Here is a 15100-nt window from a genome sequence, read left to right as displayed (position 1 = left end):
CCGCAACATCGAGTACCGCACCGACCCCGGCGTCAGTGAAACCGAACGGATTCACCGAACCCTGTTCAGCCACTACAGCTCCGCACATCCCAGCGTGCCACTGCCAGCTGTCGACAGGTCTGTCACCGCATCGTCGATCCCACCTCGCACGCCTGCAAGGAGCATCCGATGACCAGGACCACCACCATCCCTACGACCACCAGCGCCGCTGCCCGCACCCGGGCGGTGTGGGCGCGCGCACTGACGACGATCACGCTCGCGGCGGCCGTGTCGGCCGGCAGCATCGGTAGCGCAGCCGCGGCGCCGCTCGCACCGACGCGGCCACCGGCCTCCGGCTGCGACGTGTTGCACGTCTTCGGCTGGCAGGGCACCGGAGAGTCCGGAGACGCCGATGCCACCGATGTCGATACCGGATTCCTCGGTACCGCCATCACCATCCCCCTGCGCCTGGCGGCCGACGAGATCGGCCGCACTCTGGTGCCGTACGCGGCGAGCTTCGGCGGCAAGCCCGGGGACAGCAGCGACCTGCCCTACGCCCAGTCCATCGCCGACGGGGTGAGCACAGGCCTGGACTTTCTCTCCGACTACGCCGCCCGCTGCCCGGGCTCACCGGTCGCGTTGACCGGATACTCCCAAGGCGCGCAGATCGCCTCCGAGATCGCCCGCGCCATCGGCGCCGGAGACGGCCCGATCCCCGCGAAAGACGTTGCCGCAGTCGCATTGTTCTCCGACCCCACCCGGCCCGCGTCGTCGCCCGTGTTTCCCGGCTCGCCGAACCCGACCTCCCCGGCCGCCCCTCCCGGCGTCCCATCGACCGATCTCGCCGGTCTGACCGTGACCGCGGCCGCGGCCGACGGCGGCGGCATCGCACCCACCGACACCACCGCCTCGGCGTCGGCGCGCATCGGCAGCAGCTCCCCTGCTTCTGGATCCTCCTCGTCCGGATCGTCGTCGACGTCGAGCTCGTCGGCGTTCGGGCAACTCTCGGGCCGGGTCGCGCAGTTCTGCACCCCCGGCGATCTCGCCTGCTCGCTGCCCGCGAAATCCACTCTCGCGCAGGTGGTGACCAACATTTCCGGCCAGCTGCACCTGCAGGAGCAGGATCCGCAACGCACGTTGATCGACCTCGCCGGTGCGCTCGGCGGCGCGTCGCTGCGCACGGCCGCCGATGTGGTGAACGAGGACGTCGATTTCACAAACGGGCGCTTCCAGGTCACCTCGGGCGGCGAGACGGTACTCGGCCGGCTGGCCGAGAACTCCGCGCCGTCCTCCGACACCCCGGAAGCGGACGCGAAGATCGTCCGCGCCGTCGTCAAAGCCGGGGTCATGGGCCTCGGCGCCGCAGTGACCGTGGCGAAGAAAGTCCTCACCCCCGCCACCATCACCGAACTCGCGACCGTCGGTTTGGCGAACCCACCCGCCGCCTTGGCCTCGCTCGGGGCGAAGGTCGGCGCCGCGGTGGTGTCCCTGTTCCCGCCGGCCACGATTTCCTCGGTCCAGCGCAAGATCTACCACGAGATCACTCAAGGCATCGAGGACAACACAGGCCTGCTGACACTTGCGACCGATGTCCGCTACTGGGCCACCGTGCGCCTGCACGGCACCTACGACCAGGTCCCGGTCACCGATGACGGGCAGACCCCCGCGAAGTTCACCGTCGAATGGTTCACCCGCCTCGCGAACGCTCTCACAGACGACAGCACAGAGGCCAACACCGGCACCTCGACTCCGCGTAGCGCCACCGCCCCGTCGACGACACGGCCCGGTGCGCCCACCACGCCCGCCGGGTCGCCCAGCGGTTCGTCGTCGACGAGCGGTACCGCAGCACCTGGTGCGCCGACCTCGCAGACAGTGCCCACGATGGCGCCCCTGACCACGCCGCCGAAGGCCACCGGCGCCGCCGATTCCGGCGTGCAGGAGTGAACGCCGCTCCCGTCCTGCACTGACCCCGCACGTACTCACCTGATGCACCACACAGACGACCGAGAGGGGGACCGGAGATGTCCAGTAGCGGCGAGGGCACCGGCGCGGCGACGAAAATCGTCGCGGTGGCTGCAGCGCTGCTACTGGGCGCTGTGGTGTCGGTAGTGGTGCTGTTCGTCTCATCCGGGCCCGACTGCACCGCCGAAGGTGGCCCGGAGGTTTCCGGGGAGGTCGGGAGCGCAGGCGGCGGCACGGCAGGTTTGAACGAACGCCAGCTCGCCATCGCCAAGCAGTCGGTGGCGATCGGTGAAGCGATGGGCGTTTCCGAGCAGGGCATCATCGTCGCCCTGGCGACGCAGTCGCAGGAATCGAGTTTCCGGCTGCTCGCGAACTCCAATGTCCCCGATTCGCTGAACTACCCGCACGACGGGGTGGGCTCGGATCACCTGTCGGTCAACAGTTTCCAGCAACAGGTCACCATCTGGGGCGACACCGCGGCCCTGATGAATCAGACGACCGCGAACCGGTTGTTCTACGAGCACCTTCTCGCGGTACCCGGGTGGGAGTCGATGCCCGTCACCGTCGCTGCCCAGACCGTTCAAGGCTCGGCGTATCCCGACGCCTACGCCGACGACGAAACCCTCGCCCGCACCCTCTACGCCCAGTTGAAGGGCGCCGGTTCGGAACTGTCGGCCACCGACAAGCAAATCCTCGCCGACGCCGGCAGCACAGCGACCGCCGACGCCACCGCGGTCGCCCTCGGCGGATCCGGAACTGGCTGTGCCGAGGGGGTATCGAACCCGAACGGCCCCGCCTTCACCCCTGGTGGACCGTTCGGGCAGAACGTGATCGCTGCGGCGATGCGCTGGCTCGGCACCCCCTACGCCTGGGGCGGCGGCAACACCGGCGGTCCCACCAATGGAATCAGCGACGGCGGCGGCGCGGCCGACGCGAACGGGGACACCGGCAAGGTCGGTTTCGATTGCTCCGGACTGACCCTCTACGCGGTCTTCCAAGCCTCCGGCGGGGCGATCAGCCTCGATCACTACACCGGCGACACCTCGACCCCCGGCCAGCTCTACGACCCACGCGGACAGGACATTCCGGAGGGTCAGAAACAGCCCGGCGATCTGATCTATTTCGGATCCGGTGGCAACACCCACCACGTCGGCATCTACTACGGCGTCGATGGCGGCACCGAAATGTTGCTCAACGCCCCGCAGTCCGGGGACGTGGTGAAAATCCAACCCCTGTCCGATTTTTCAGGAGAAACGATGTACGTCAGGAGATTCGGATGAACACCAGAACACACCGTCCGATCCACCGAGCAGCAGTGGTGGCCACCGCTCTCGCCGCCCTCGTCGTCGCCGGTTGTGGAACATCCACCGACCCCGCACCGCCGACCACCACCGCCGCTCCCGCCCCGACGTGCAGCGCTGGCATCGACCAGTTCAGCCGCGCGGACTTGTGCGACCCGGAAGCAGTGATGACCGCCGCCCTGTCGGCCCTGTACTCCTACCACCCGGCCACACAAACCCAGAAAGGCGTCGACATCGACTCCGCCGCAACCTTGCTCGACCCCGGCTATCTGGACCGCCTCGGTGTCTCCTACTCCGCTCTCGCCCCCGTCACCGGTAATACCTGGGAGCAGTGGAAAGCCGAGGGCGCCACGGTCACCGCGACCGCGGTCGTCGCGAGCGATGATCACCCCGCCGACACGGGCTCGGAGGTCGCCCGGGTCGTCGCGGTGCACCAGGCCGTCGTCGATGCCGCCGGCACCGAGACCGAGCAACTTCCCCCGCTGACGATCTACACCACCGCCGCCCGCACCGCCTCGGGCGGTTGGGCCGTGAGCGGGGTGAACGTGCGATGAGCATCCCCCACCTCCGCGGCAGCGACGACCACACCGCCGCGCCGCATCCGATGCCCCAACCAGGCACAGCCGCAGGCGAAGTACCGGTGTGGCCGGGCGCGATCCCCCGCACACCGCACTGCGCGGAGCATCCGCTGGTGTGGCTGCTCGGCGCGCACGGCGGCTCCGCTGTCTCCACCCTCACCGCCTCGCTGGAATGGGCCGGGGATGCACAGCGCCGCTGGCCGTCCGGCGGATACGGCGATTCTCCGCTGGTAGCGGTCGTCGCCCGCGCCGACACCGCAGGTCTCGCCGCGGCGCACCGGGTGTTGATGGCGCACCACAACAGGGAGGTCCCCGAGCAGATCCGGCTGTTGGGTCTGATCACCGTCCCCTACACCGACCGGCCCCGTAGCCGCGACATCACCCGCGAGCTGGGTCGCGTCGAATCCCTCGCCCCGGCCGCCTGGCGCCTCGGCTGGATCGAACCCTGGCGGCACCTACTGCCCGCCGAACTGCCCTCGTGGGGGCCGCAGTCAGTCCTGCCGACCGACAAACGCGCCCGCAATGACCCCCGCGCCGTGCCGGTCGCCCCGATCCGCGAACACCTGCACCCCGGACTACTTGCCGCCGCAGCAGCCGCACTGAAACCACCGTGATCCCCGCAGAGCGCCGCCCGTTCCACATCCGATCGCACGCATCCTCACGAAAGGCCATGAACACCATGCTCGTTCACACCCTCTACACCCTCACCGACACCGCCCTGGCCGCCCGCACCGCCTCCGCCCCGGACGTGCTCGCCCAGGTCGGTCCCTCCGGCGTACAGGCCCCGCCCGGGGAAGCGAAATACCAGATGCTGATGAACATCGCCATGTGGGTCGGGGTCGCTGTGCTCGCCGTCGTCGGTGTCTTCGCCGGCGTCAAGTTCGCGATCGGGCATCAGGACGGCACCAACACCCGCGGCCAGCAGATGGGGTTGGCGGCGGTGGCGATCGGCGCAGTGTTCACCGGCAGCGCGACGGTCCTGGTCAACCAGCTCGCATTTTGATGTCGTCGACGGTGTACGCCCTCGGCGCTGCGGTGCTGGCTCAGATCCCCACCGGGGACGACCGCATAGACCCGCCGGCGGAAGTGACCGCGCAGTTCGAGCAGCTTGGCCGCTGGTTCTTCTGGGGCGTGACCGGTGCGCTCGCGGTCGCCGGGGTTCTGGCTGGTGTGTACCTCTCGGTCGCCTACCACGATCACGGTCGACTCGGCGAAGGCGAGAAGAAAGTCGCGCTCGTCGCGGTGTGCGCCGTGATCGTCGGTACCAGCGGCGGCTGGGCACCGATCCTGCTCTGACCACCCCGGCCAAGCCGCGGCCTCACACTCCGAACCCGAATCACGTCCACGACTTCTCGACAGGAACACACATGAAGCAGCGCAACAGTTTTCATCCGTACCGCCAGCGCGCCGCCGTCGCTGTCTCAGCTGTCACAGCGGTCGCTGCGATCGCCGGATGCGGCAGCAGCGGCGACGATGGCGTTACCGGCACCGACAACTCCCGGCCGGTCGACACGGCCGCGGTACCAGCGCAGGTGACCTGGCGCCCGTATCAGGGTGTTCAAGTGCCCTACTCGGACGTCGACGGACCGACTGACAACACCACTTCCGCGGCACCTACCGGCTACTCCCACACCCCTCAGGGCGCGGTCCTGGCCGCGATCCAAGGACAGACCCGGCTGGCGCTGGCCCCGGATTCGTCCTGGGCGCAGGCCACCGGGGCCCTCGTCGCAGCCGGAGCCGGCCGCGACTCCTACGCAGTCGCCCGCGCGGGCGCCTCGATCACCGCACCTGCCGACCCTGCGACGACCGCGGCATTCACCGGGTTCCGAGTCACCGATTACCGCGACGAACAAGCCGACATCGATCTCGCGACGACCATGCCCGGCGGGCAGCTCACCACGGCCGCGGTGACCGTGCTCTGGCGCGGGGACGACTGGAAAATCGCCCTCCCCGCACCCGACACCGGCGGTGACGGCATCGGCTCCGACACCGATACCGCGTGGGACGCCCCCGCCGACACCGACCCGGTGCCGCTGACCTCCCTTGACGGCTTCACCGCTTTCGCTGCCGACACCGACTGACTACTGACTCCCAGCGGCCCGAAGCGACTGTCTCCCAACGGTTCCCGAATTCTTCGAAAGGTCACCGAATCCGCGATGAAAGACTCACCCACCACCCCCGATACCGAGTCCTCCGGTTGGCTCGATACGCATCCGAAAGCCAAGTGGCTGGCCACCTCGCGCACCACCGGCTACTTCTCCGCTGCGGTCGTGGTCCTCGTGGTGGTGTTGGTGACGATCATCGTCATCCGTGGCCGCGGCGAGGACACCCCCACTGCTACGCCGCCGTCGATCCCAGAGGCCACCTCGACAACCACTGCCCCACAGCCTGATCCGGGCAGTGTCGGCGGTTTCGGACCGTCGATCGCGGACCCGTTCGGGCGTGAGATCTCCGTACCGGCCAACGAGCAAGGCCAAGTGCTCCCCCAGACCGACCCCGGGGAGCGGCCCGCGTTCACCACCGGAACACCGGTCCCGGCGCCGCAGGGCATCAAATGGGAACGCATCGGCGCGACAGTGGCCCCGTTCTCCACCTCCGACGGGCCCACCCACATCGAAGGGCGCCTCGCCTACGGCTTCACCCGCACCCCGCAAGGTGCAGCGTTGGCCGGATGGCAGATCACCGCACGGATGCTGCGCGGCATTGAGGACACCCGCGAGGCGTATGCGAAACAGATTGTTGCCGATCCTGGGAGAGCAGAGCGCGCTTTGGCGGCACTCGACCGTACTGACCCCGCCAAGTCGGCTACTGGGAAAGCACTGGTGTTTCCCGACGCCTTCCAAGTGACGTCATACAGCGGCACCACCGCTATCGTCCGGTACGCGACGCCACTGAGTTCGGGTCGGTGGATGCAGGGACAGGCGACCCTCGAATGGTCCGACCAGATGTGGAAGCTACGGGACACGCCTCCGCCCGCGACGACGCAGATCTCGACGTTGAACGGGTGGACCCGCTGGTGAGCGCCCGTCGAGCGACTACCAGAGGTTTAGTCGTCGCTGTTCTCCTCGCATTGTCTGCACTGCTGGTCGTGCCGACGGCCTCGGCTCAGCCCGATGATCGGGGAACCGGAGAGCAGGCCCCAGCTGACGAATCTGCTGACGACGGGTTGTTCGGAATGTGCGACAACATGTCCGACACTGTCGGCAGCATCGGACCAATCCCCGGAATCCTCGACCTCGACACCATGTGCACAGCCGTCGCCACAGTCGCAGACCCCGGTGCGGCCGTGGGCAAGGTGACCGAATGGGCGGCGTCCGGGGCGGTCGGGGAGGCCGCGCAGGCGTTCCTCGAGGGGTTCGGTGAAGCGATCAATCTGATGTTCACCTGGTGGCTGAACATTCCCCTTCCGGATCTGGCCGACCCAGCCTCGGTCGGGGCATTCCACGGCTACCTGTACTGGATCACCGCGTCGGTGTTGGCGGTCTCGATCGCGACCTCGATGGTGCGTCTGGCGTTCGCGCACGCCGCTGCCCGCAACGAACGCGCCTACGAATCGGCCCGCCTGCTGGTGCGGACGGTGTTCGCGGCGTCGACGTTCGCCCCGGTCCTGGTCGCCGCGCACGCCGGGTCGGTGGCGATGGGCCGCTGGCTCGTCGACGACGCCGCCCGCGGCAACATCGGCGACGTCCTGGGCAACCTGCTCGACGTCTCCCAGATCTCCGGGGAACTCTCGGCCGGACTGATGTTCATCTTCGGGATCCTCGGCATCATCGGCGCACTGGTCCAAGCGGTGTTCGTGGTCATCCAATACGCGTTGATCATCGCCGTCTGCGGGTTCCTGCCCTTCGCGGCCGCCAGCTCGGGCACCGAGGCCGGGGAGCAGGCGTACAAGAAGATGACCGGCTTCGCCCTCGCCACAGTGCTGTTCCCGCTGCTCTCGGGCGGTGTCTACGCCCTCGCACTGTGGACCGCAGGCGGCGACGATGCGATGTCGCGGCTGTGCGGGATGGCGCTGCTGGCCCTGTCGTGCCTGTGCCTGCCGGTGTTGCTGCGACTGATCATGCCCGCCGTCGCCGCCTCTGGCGGTGGATCGGGTGCAGCCGCGCTCACCGGAATCGGAGTCGGCACCGGGGCTGCGACCGGCGCGGTAATGCAGATGACCTCCTCCCAGGGCGGCGGCAGTTCCTCCACCACCGCAACGCAGTCCGGTGGCCGCAGCCCCGATTCCCCGACCGGCGCAGCCCCCACACCGCCCTCCGGCGGCGGCGGACAGACCGGCACCACCGGAGCCGCTGGCGCTGCCGGCGCGCCGGGTGCCGCTGGCCCCGGCGCAGCAGGCACCGGGGCGGCAGGAGCCGGGGCAGCGGGTGCGAGCTCGGGGGCCGCTGCCGCGGCCGGACCGGTCGGAGCTGCGGCGGCCGGGGCGAAACAGGCCACCGCCGCGATCGGCTCGGCAGTTCAGACCGCCGAACGCGCCACCGGAGCCGCCGCAGGAGACGGACACCGCGACGGACAGGGAACCGGAGGCCGCTCCTCGTGAACACGCCGAGCCCCTCGACCACAGCCGCACAGCACATCCCCGTAGAGACCACCGAACAGGAGCACAGATGAGTCCGCAGACCGAAGAACGCGTGGTCCGCACCTACGCGGGATGGTTCAACGAACGCCGCGTCTTCGCCTTCAACCTCACCCCCATCGCCTTCGCCTCCCTGACTGTCATCGTGGTCGTCACCTTGGGCATCATGTTCACTGCCGGTGTCCCGGCCGCGCTGACCATCGGTATCCCGCTGGTGGTGGTGTGGCTGCCGCTGATCATCAGCACAGGCGACAAATCCGCCTACGAAGCATTGTTGCTGGGCCGCCAGTGGGGCCGTCAACGCCGCACAGCGCAGCACATCTACCGGGCCGGGCCGCTGTCGAATCAGGCCGGCGGGCGTTCCCGGCTGCCTGGTATCGGCGCGGACACCGAATTGTGGTGGGCGCTCGACAAGTTCGGGAACCGGTTCGGTTTCGTGCGGATGCCCTCCACGCACCAGTACACCGTCACCTTGCGGTGCCGGGTCGGGGGCGCAGCCGGCAACGATCAAGAGCTGATTGATTCGTTCGTCGGGTCGTGGGCGAACTTCCTCGCCGGTCTCGGCCAGGTCGGCAGCATCGCCGCGATGTCCGTCACGGTCGAAACGTTGCCCGAAACCGGGGAACGGGCGCAGGCGAACCTCGCTGCGATCATCGACCCCGGCGCACCGGCTGAAGCATTGGCGATCATGGCCGAACGCATCGCCGCGGCCGACAACAGCGGCTACCGAGTGCATTCGCGGATCTCGATCACCTTCGATTCCACCACCCCCGCCCAACGCAAAGACCCCATGCTCGCCGCTGCAGTGATCGGCAACCAACTGCCCGTCTTCTACGGCCAGCTCGCACACTGCAACGTCACCGCCCTACCGATGTCCGATACCGAGATCTCCGCGACCGTGCGCCGCGCCTACGACCCGGCCGCCGAACCCGACATCGAAGCCGCCTTGGCGCGTGGGGACTACGTCAGCGACTGGGCCGACGCCGGACCGATCACCGCCGAAGAAACCAAGGACACCTACCTTCACGACTCGGGCTGCTCGCGGGTGTGGGTGATGCGAACTCCCCCTTCGGGTTTCCCCACCGAACGGGTCCTGTTGGGACTATTGGCGCCGAACTCCTCGGTGCCGCGTAAACGCATCACCCTGATCTATCGCCCCTACAGCCCCGGTGATGCCGCGAAAACTGTGGAAGGGGACTTCAAGTCCGCTGTCGGCAAAGTCAACACCGCCCGCGGAATCGCCTCCGCGCAAGCCGGTCTCGAACTCGAAGCCAGCTCCGCCGCCCGTGTCGCCGAAGCCCGCGGCCACGGTTTGGTGCGGATGTCGATGATCGTCACCGCCACCTGCTTGGACGAGAATGACCTCGACGCACTGGAGCCGGAAATGAAAGCCCTCGCCTCCGGAGCACGCCTGAACCTGCGGCCGGCGTATCGGCACCAAGCCGCAGCGTTCCTGTCCGGTCTCGCACTCGCCGGTGTGCTGCTGCCCGATCACGCCACCATCCCCAAATCGCTACGCGCATAACCTGACCCGACTCGACCACCGCAAAGGAGCTTTCATGATCGCCGCCACACCACCCCCCGGCTCGACGTCCGATACCGCCCAGGACACGGGGGTGTTCCTCGCCGCTTCACCGCTCATCGTCTCCGCCGAGCTGCACACCCGCGAGCGCACGCACCGCCCGAACATCGCGCGTCCCGCCGCCGCGGGTGATTCCGGGTTCCTCGGCCGCGCCTTCCGGCACGTCGACGATGCGGCGGTGCTCTGATGGCCGCGCTGTCGGGAAAGCTACTGATCCGCCGCCGGATCGCGGATCTGACCGGGGCGAGTGAGCCCCGTCAGGTCCGCTCGACACGTCAGGTCACCGATCCGATGAAACGGGCGCGTGAGCGCCGCGTCGCCGAAGCCAAAGCACGTAAGAAGCAGGAGAGAGCGGACGCGATCGCCGCCCGCCTCGCACGTGACCCGTCGCGCACCGATCGGGTGCAGACGCCGTGGCGTAAGGCGTATCGGCTCAAGACACGGGGTTTCGCCGGCCGCGGCGGTGGACGGATGGGCGTCGTCGAGCATCCACCAACGTTCCGTGCGACGACCGATCAGGCGTGCGGGATGTGGCCGCACTACGTCGGTACCGGTCATCCGCAGATCGGCACACCGCTCGGTGTGGATCCCGACAGCGGCCAAACCGTCTGCTACGACCCGATCTCCGCGGTTTACCGGGCGCATCTGCAGAACACCCCGTCGGCGTTTCTGCTCGGGCTGCCCTCGCTCGGCAAGTCCACCGTCGCTCGGATCATCGTCGCCGGGGCGATCGCACAGGGTCAGATCCCGATCATCCCCGCCGACCTCAAACCCGACGAAGCCAAGCTCGTCGAATCGTTCGGGGCATCGGTGACCCGCCTCGGGCACGGCGAGGGCTACCTCAACCCTCTCGCCGTCGGGGCGCTCGGCTCGATCATCTCCCTGCTCGACGACTTTCCCGACGTCCAACGCAAGGTCCGCGCCCAGGTGTTTCAGCGCCGCCGCCGCCTCGTCCTCGGGCTGTGCGAGCTCGAGCGCGGAGGGGAACTGAACCAGAGCGAACTCAACGTCGTCTCCGCCGCCCTGCGCGAGCTCGACGCCGACCCCCGCTTCACCGCCGACCAGCCCCCGCTCCTCGGCGATCTTTACTCGCTGATCGAGCACGGCTCGGCCGAGCTGCACCGCAAGACCCTGACCACCGGAAACCCCGAGCGCTACCGGCAGAAGGTCGAACCGCTCCTGGAAACCCTGATGGCCCTGTTCGACGGGGAGCTGGGGGAAGTGTTCTCCCGCCAGACCACCGCCCCCATCGATGTCTCCGGCGATCGCCCGCCGGTGGCGGTGTGTGTCGACATTTCCGGGATCGGCGTCGACGACCCGAAACTGGAAGCGGCGATCATGCTCGCCTGCTGGTCCGATGCGTTCGGGGCGATCGAGGCCGCGCACGTCCTCGCCGACGTCGGGCTCCGTCCCCAACGCAACTTCCTCGTCGTCCTCGACGAACTGTGGCGTGTATTGGCCGGCGGGTCACGGATGGTGCTGCGCGTCGATCAGCTCACCCGTCTGACCCGCACCATGGGCACCGCCCTGCTGATGATCACCCACACCGTCAAAGACCTTGAGGCACTCGATTCCGACGTCGACATCTCCCGCGCCAAGGGGTTCATCGAACGTGCTGGCGCGGTCATCGTCGGCGGACTGCCCGATGCGGAGATGGACAAGCTCGACTCCATCGTCCCCTTCACCCGACAGGACCGAGAACTGGTCTCCTCCTGGTCCACCCCGGCCGGGTTCGACGACAACGGCATCGAACAAGCACCGCCCGGGCGCGGAAAGTTCCTGCTGCGCATCGGCACAGCGCGCAGGCCGGGGGTGCCGTTCAACACCATCATCACCGCCACCGAAGCTGCCCTGGGCTACCACGACACCAACACCCGATTCGCCGGTGTCGCCGCCCAGAAAGCGGCGGCATGATCACCGCAGCAGTCCTGCCGGGCCGGGCGGCCACCGAGACAACGCAGGGGCAGCGATGAGAGGCCGCACGTATCCAGCAGAAATCCGTCACCGTGCCGTCGAGCTCGTCTCGGAAATGCTCCCCACCTCACGCTCGACGTGGGCAGCGATCGAACGCGCGGCCGCGCACATGGGCCTGCATCCGAACACCGTCCGGTTCTGGTACCGCAGGGCCCAAGGCGTCACGGACGAGCGGCCCCTGCTCCCGTCCGAGCAGTCCGACGAAATCGCCCGTCTGCGAGCAGAACTCGCCCGAGCCCAACAGCTGAACGCCGAGCTGATCACCGACAGCTCACACCACCACCCCGATCACCACATCACCGCCACCTGGAACGAAAGGACCGCCCTGTGAGCACTGGCCGCGGAGCCCGAAACCCACAATCGGGTCTCGACCCGACGCTCGCGATGTGCGGGGCCGCCGCTGTGCTCGCGATCGGCGCGTACGGCGGGATCGAAGCCGCCCTGCACCTGGGCAGCCCCCTCTCCGGAATCGACCAGAACATTCCTGGTGGCCCGATCACCCTGATCGAAGGCCTCACCGACGGTTCGGTGGTGTGGTCGACCGGCGCAAGCGTGATCACGGCGTTCCTCGGGATCCTCGCCGTCGCCGCGGTCGTGCTGGGCACCGCATGGCTGCTACGCCGCCGCAGAAAGATCACACGCGTCGACGACGCGGGCCAGTACCTCGGGCGGCCGCGAGAAATGAAGCGGCTGACCGACAAATCCCTGCGCGCCGAGATCGCCCGCCTCGGAACAGCATTGGACGACGATGAGGTGCCCGGCGGCACCCTCGGACGGATGGTGTTGGGGCCGAACCGATTCGGCGTCACCCTCTACCCCGGCCCGGAGGATGTGTCCACCCACATCTGGGGTCCGCGCGTCGGCAAGACGACGTGCGTGATCATTCCGCAGATCCTCGCCGCCCGCGGCGCCGTGCTGACCACCTCGAACAAACGCGACGTCGTCGACGAAACCCGCGCCTACCGCGCCGAGAAAGGCGCGGTCGCGGTGTTCGACCCGCAAGGTGTCGCGCTCGAGCTGCCCTCGTGGTTCTACGATCCATTGTCCTGGGTGCGTTCGGCCCGCCCGTCCGCGACAGCCGCCCTCGCCGCCGACAGCGACTCCGAGGACGCTGCAGCCAGACGGGACGCCCTGGCCGAGCTGCTCGGCGAGGGGTTCGTGGCCCGAATGCATCACTCGGCGCAGGAAACGAAGGCGGCGATGTTGGCGAACATCTTCGCTACCTCCTCCGCGGGTGAGAACGCGCGCCGCGATCCGTTCTTCGATCCGATGGGCGAACGCCTGCTCACCGGGTTCCTTCTCGCGGCCGCGGCCGGCGAGCTGCCGTTGCCGATCGTCTACACCTGGGCCACCGACGTCGGCGACCGGACTCCGATCCGGCTGCTCGAACGCCATGGCTTCGACGTGTGGGCGGCGGCGATGGAAGCCCAGTACACCGCCCCGGACAAGCAGCGCGGCGGCGTGTTCGCGACCGCCGCGAACATGGTCGGCTGCCTCGCCTACGCCGAAGCGCACCCGTGGATCAGCCGCGTCGGTGAGCACGACACCCGCCCCGAGTTCGATCCGGCCGCGTTCGCCGCCGAATCCTCTCCGACCTTGTATTCGCTGTCGATGGAAGGCGTCGGGGAGTGCGGCGCCCTGGTCACCGCACTGACCGTGGCCGTCACCGATGCTCTCGTCGACGCGGCCACCGCCACCCCAGTCAGTCTCGACCCCCCGATGCCCGCGGGTCGGTTGCGGGTGCCGGCGACCTACGCTCTCGACGAAGCCGCCAACGTCGTGCGGTGGAAGGATCTGCCGAACTTCTACAGCCACTTCGGCTCTCGCGGCATCCTCGTCTCGACGATCCTGCAATCGTGGTCCCAGGGTGAGGAATGCTGGGGCCAAGGCGGGATGCGCAAACTGTGGGGTGCCTCGACGATCCGCGTGTACGGCGGCGGCGGCTCGACCCAGGACGGCCGCTTCCTCGACAACATCTCCGAAGCGCTCGGCGATCACTGGGAGATGACCGAGACCGTCTCCGCCGGCCGCGGCGGCTCCTCCCGCTCGACCGCCCGACAGCAGATCCGCACCCTCACCAAAGCCGATCTGGTCGCCATGCCCGCCGGACGAGCCGTGCTCGCCGAAGTGTCCAAATGCCCGGCCGCGCTGGTGGAAACCCTGCCCTGGTACACCGGCCCCTACGCCGAAGCAGTGGCCGCGGCGAAGATCCGCGCCGGGGAGGACCCCACCGTCACCGCTCTCATCGACGACCCGGATCCCGCCGATCCGGAATCGCTGCTTCCCGCTCCGAAGACGCGACTGCCGCGGGCGTCGGGCGTGAGCTTGGGGAAAAGCGCATGAGCGGCGACGAGTTCGACATCGACGCACCAGAATCCACCGAACCAGAACCCGCCGACCCGCCACAGGAACCACACACGGGTGCATCGACGCGGCCCGAATCGATGCCTCGAGAAATGATCGACGACGCCGTGGATTGGCGTCTGCGGCGCGAAGCGAACCGGATCGCCGAGGCGTTGTTCGAGGAACGACTCACCCCTGAGCTGCATCAGCAGATGCTCGACGCGTCGCGCCGCCGCATGGACGCGCAGTTGATCATCGACCTGCGCGCCGAAGAAGACGCGGCGGCAGCTGCGGAAGAGGCCGCCAGGAATCCTCCGAAGCCGGTCTACGCCAACAAGTTCGAGTTTTTCGACGACTTTCTCAGCGATGTCTACCGGCGTGAGGTGACCACGGGAACCCAGAAATCGTGGTGCCTGTCGTGGTGGAAACACACCGAGGCAGTCCTCGTCGTCGAGGCGTTGTGGCGGTCGTGGGAGAAGCTGCGCACCGACCCGGGAACGGGGTTGTCGGTGTGGAAGAAAGACCACGCCGATCACCACATGAACGTCTTGTTCGACTCGAACGGGACGTTCGCAAAATGCTCGGTCCGAAACGGTCACTACCTGCTCGACCCGCTGCCGTCCGACCCGATTCCCGCCGCTCTGCGCGGTGAAGTCATCGACGACCCACCTTTTGCCGAGACCACACCCACCCAACCTGCTCGAACCTCCCACAGCAGGCCTGCACAGCCGTAACAGTGCACCGCCCCGGTGCGCGGAACAACCGTCGTACAGCCGCCCGATCCTCACCGCCTGGAGACCAATCG

Annotated in this window: 15 protein-coding genes; all 15 read left to right on the top strand. The window is 68.3% G+C overall.

Going from position 1 to position 15100, the window contains the following annotated elements; all coding sequences use genetic code 11:
• Positions 1–168: 168 nt before the first annotated feature.
• The 15 genes from DK926_RS19465 (at position 169) to DK926_RS19400 (ending at position 15029) form a co-directional block, all read left to right on the top strand.
• Entirely contained in the window at positions 169–1923 is a 1755-nt protein-coding gene (locus tag DK926_RS19465; protein ID WP_114331790.1) for a cutinase family protein, read from the top strand.
• A gap of 77 nt (positions 1924–2000) precedes the next feature.
• Positions 2001–3221: an NlpC/P60 family protein gene (locus tag DK926_RS19460; protein ID WP_114331789.1), complete on the top strand. Its 1221-nt coding sequence runs from the start codon at positions 2001–2003 to the stop codon at positions 3219–3221.
• Positions 3218–3796: a hypothetical protein gene (locus DK926_RS19455; RefSeq protein ID WP_114331788.1), complete on the top strand. Its 579-nt coding sequence runs from the start codon at positions 3218–3220 to the stop codon at positions 3794–3796. Before DK926_RS19460 ends, DK926_RS19455 begins: the two co-directional genes overlap by 4 nt.
• Positions 3793–4434 carry a hypothetical protein gene (locus DK926_RS19450; RefSeq protein WP_114331787.1) on the top strand — a complete coding sequence of 214 codons (642 nt, stop codon included), beginning with the start codon at positions 3793–3795 and terminating at the stop codon, positions 4432–4434. Before DK926_RS19455 ends, DK926_RS19450 begins: the two co-directional genes overlap by 4 nt.
• Positions 4435–4490: 56 nt before the next feature.
• Positions 4491–4823, top strand: coding sequence for a hypothetical protein (locus DK926_RS19445; RefSeq protein WP_114331786.1), 333 nt, complete (start codon positions 4491–4493; stop codon positions 4821–4823).
• On the top strand, positions 4823–5116 hold the full coding sequence (locus tag DK926_RS19440) for a hypothetical protein (RefSeq protein WP_114331785.1): 294 nt from the start codon (positions 4823–4825) through the stop codon (positions 5114–5116). Before DK926_RS19445 ends, DK926_RS19440 begins: the two co-directional genes overlap by 1 nt.
• A 71-nt stretch (positions 5117–5187) precedes the next feature.
• On the top strand, positions 5188–5901 hold the full coding sequence (locus tag DK926_RS19435; RefSeq protein ID WP_114331784.1) for a hypothetical protein: 714 nt from the start codon (positions 5188–5190) through the stop codon (positions 5899–5901).
• Positions 5902–5976: 75 nt separating this feature from the next.
• Positions 5977–6840 (top strand): hypothetical protein, encoded by an 864-nt coding sequence (locus DK926_RS19430; RefSeq protein WP_114331783.1) that lies wholly within the window; start codon positions 5977–5979, stop codon positions 6838–6840.
• A 167-nt stretch (positions 6841–7007) separates the two neighbouring features.
• Entirely contained in the window at positions 7008–8360 is a 1353-nt protein-coding gene (locus tag DK926_RS19425) for a hypothetical protein (protein ID WP_125833427.1), read from the top strand.
• Positions 8361–8427: 67 nt separating this feature from the next.
• A complete protein-coding gene (locus DK926_RS19420; protein WP_114331781.1) occupies positions 8428–9921 on the top strand; it encodes an SCO6880 family protein in 1494 nt (497 codons plus the stop codon).
• 34 nt (positions 9922–9955) lie between these two features.
• Positions 9956–10165, top strand: a complete 210-nt coding sequence (locus DK926_RS19415) for a hypothetical protein (protein WP_114331780.1) — start codon at positions 9956–9958, stop codon at positions 10163–10165.
• Positions 10165–11892, top strand: a complete 1728-nt coding sequence (locus DK926_RS26750) for a hypothetical protein (protein ID WP_165839623.1) — start codon at positions 10165–10167, stop codon at positions 11890–11892. The genes DK926_RS19415 and DK926_RS26750 overlap by 1 nt, the downstream gene beginning before the upstream one ends.
• Before the next feature lie 55 nt (positions 11893–11947).
• Positions 11948–12283, top strand: coding sequence for a transposase (locus DK926_RS26745; protein ID WP_165839622.1), 336 nt, complete (start codon positions 11948–11950; stop codon positions 12281–12283).
• A complete protein-coding gene (locus DK926_RS19405) occupies positions 12280–14295 on the top strand; it encodes a TraM recognition domain-containing protein (RefSeq protein WP_114331778.1) in 2016 nt (671 codons plus the stop codon). The genes DK926_RS26745 and DK926_RS19405 overlap by 4 nt, the downstream gene beginning before the upstream one ends.
• Positions 14292–15029 carry a DUF4913 domain-containing protein gene (locus tag DK926_RS19400; protein ID WP_243636908.1) on the top strand — a complete coding sequence of 246 codons (738 nt, stop codon included), beginning with the start codon at positions 14292–14294 and terminating at the stop codon, positions 15027–15029. The genes DK926_RS19405 and DK926_RS19400 overlap by 4 nt, the downstream gene beginning before the upstream one ends.
• Positions 15030–15100: the final 71 nt, after the last annotated feature.

Source organism: Rhodococcus sp. Eu-32, assembly GCF_003336925.1.
In the GTDB taxonomy this organism is placed as follows: Bacteria; Actinomycetota; Actinomycetes; order Mycobacteriales; family Mycobacteriaceae; genus Rhodococcoides; species Rhodococcoides kyotonensis_B.
This window is presented reverse-complemented; position numbering and strand designations above follow the sequence as displayed.

Excerpts from the sequence above, each read along its gene's own strand:
- DK926_RS19465 (WP_114331790.1), top strand. The coding sequence starts at position 169 with ATGACCAGGACCACCACCATCCCTACGACCACCAGCGCCGCTGCCCGC.
- DK926_RS19460 (WP_114331789.1), top strand. The coding sequence starts at position 2,001 with ATGTCCAGTAGCGGCGAGGGCACCGGCGCGGCGACGAAAATCGTCGCG.
- DK926_RS19455 (WP_114331788.1), top strand. The coding sequence starts at position 3,218 with ATGAACACCAGAACACACCGTCCGATCCACCGAGCAGCAGTGGTGGCC.
- DK926_RS19450 (WP_114331787.1), top strand. The coding sequence starts at position 3,793 with ATGAGCATCCCCCACCTCCGCGGCAGCGACGACCACACCGCCGCGCCG.
- DK926_RS19445 (WP_114331786.1), top strand. The coding sequence starts at position 4,491 with ATGAACACCATGCTCGTTCACACCCTCTACACCCTCACCGACACCGCC.
- DK926_RS19440 (WP_114331785.1), top strand. The coding sequence starts at position 4,823 with ATGTCGTCGACGGTGTACGCCCTCGGCGCTGCGGTGCTGGCTCAGATC.
- DK926_RS19435 (WP_114331784.1), top strand. The coding sequence starts at position 5,188 with ATGAAGCAGCGCAACAGTTTTCATCCGTACCGCCAGCGCGCCGCCGTC.
- DK926_RS19430 (WP_114331783.1), top strand. The coding sequence starts at position 5,977 with ATGAAAGACTCACCCACCACCCCCGATACCGAGTCCTCCGGTTGGCTC.
- DK926_RS19425 (WP_125833427.1), top strand. The coding sequence starts at position 7,008 with ATGTCCGACACTGTCGGCAGCATCGGACCAATCCCCGGAATCCTCGAC.
- DK926_RS19420 (WP_114331781.1), top strand. The coding sequence starts at position 8,428 with ATGAGTCCGCAGACCGAAGAACGCGTGGTCCGCACCTACGCGGGATGG.
- DK926_RS19415 (WP_114331780.1), top strand. The coding sequence starts at position 9,956 with ATGATCGCCGCCACACCACCCCCCGGCTCGACGTCCGATACCGCCCAG.
- DK926_RS26750 (WP_165839623.1), top strand. The coding sequence starts at position 10,165 with ATGGCCGCGCTGTCGGGAAAGCTACTGATCCGCCGCCGGATCGCGGAT.
- DK926_RS26745 (WP_165839622.1), top strand. The coding sequence starts at position 11,948 with ATGAGAGGCCGCACGTATCCAGCAGAAATCCGTCACCGTGCCGTCGAG.
- DK926_RS19400 (WP_243636908.1), top strand. The coding sequence starts at position 14,292 with ATGAGCGGCGACGAGTTCGACATCGACGCACCAGAATCCACCGAACCA.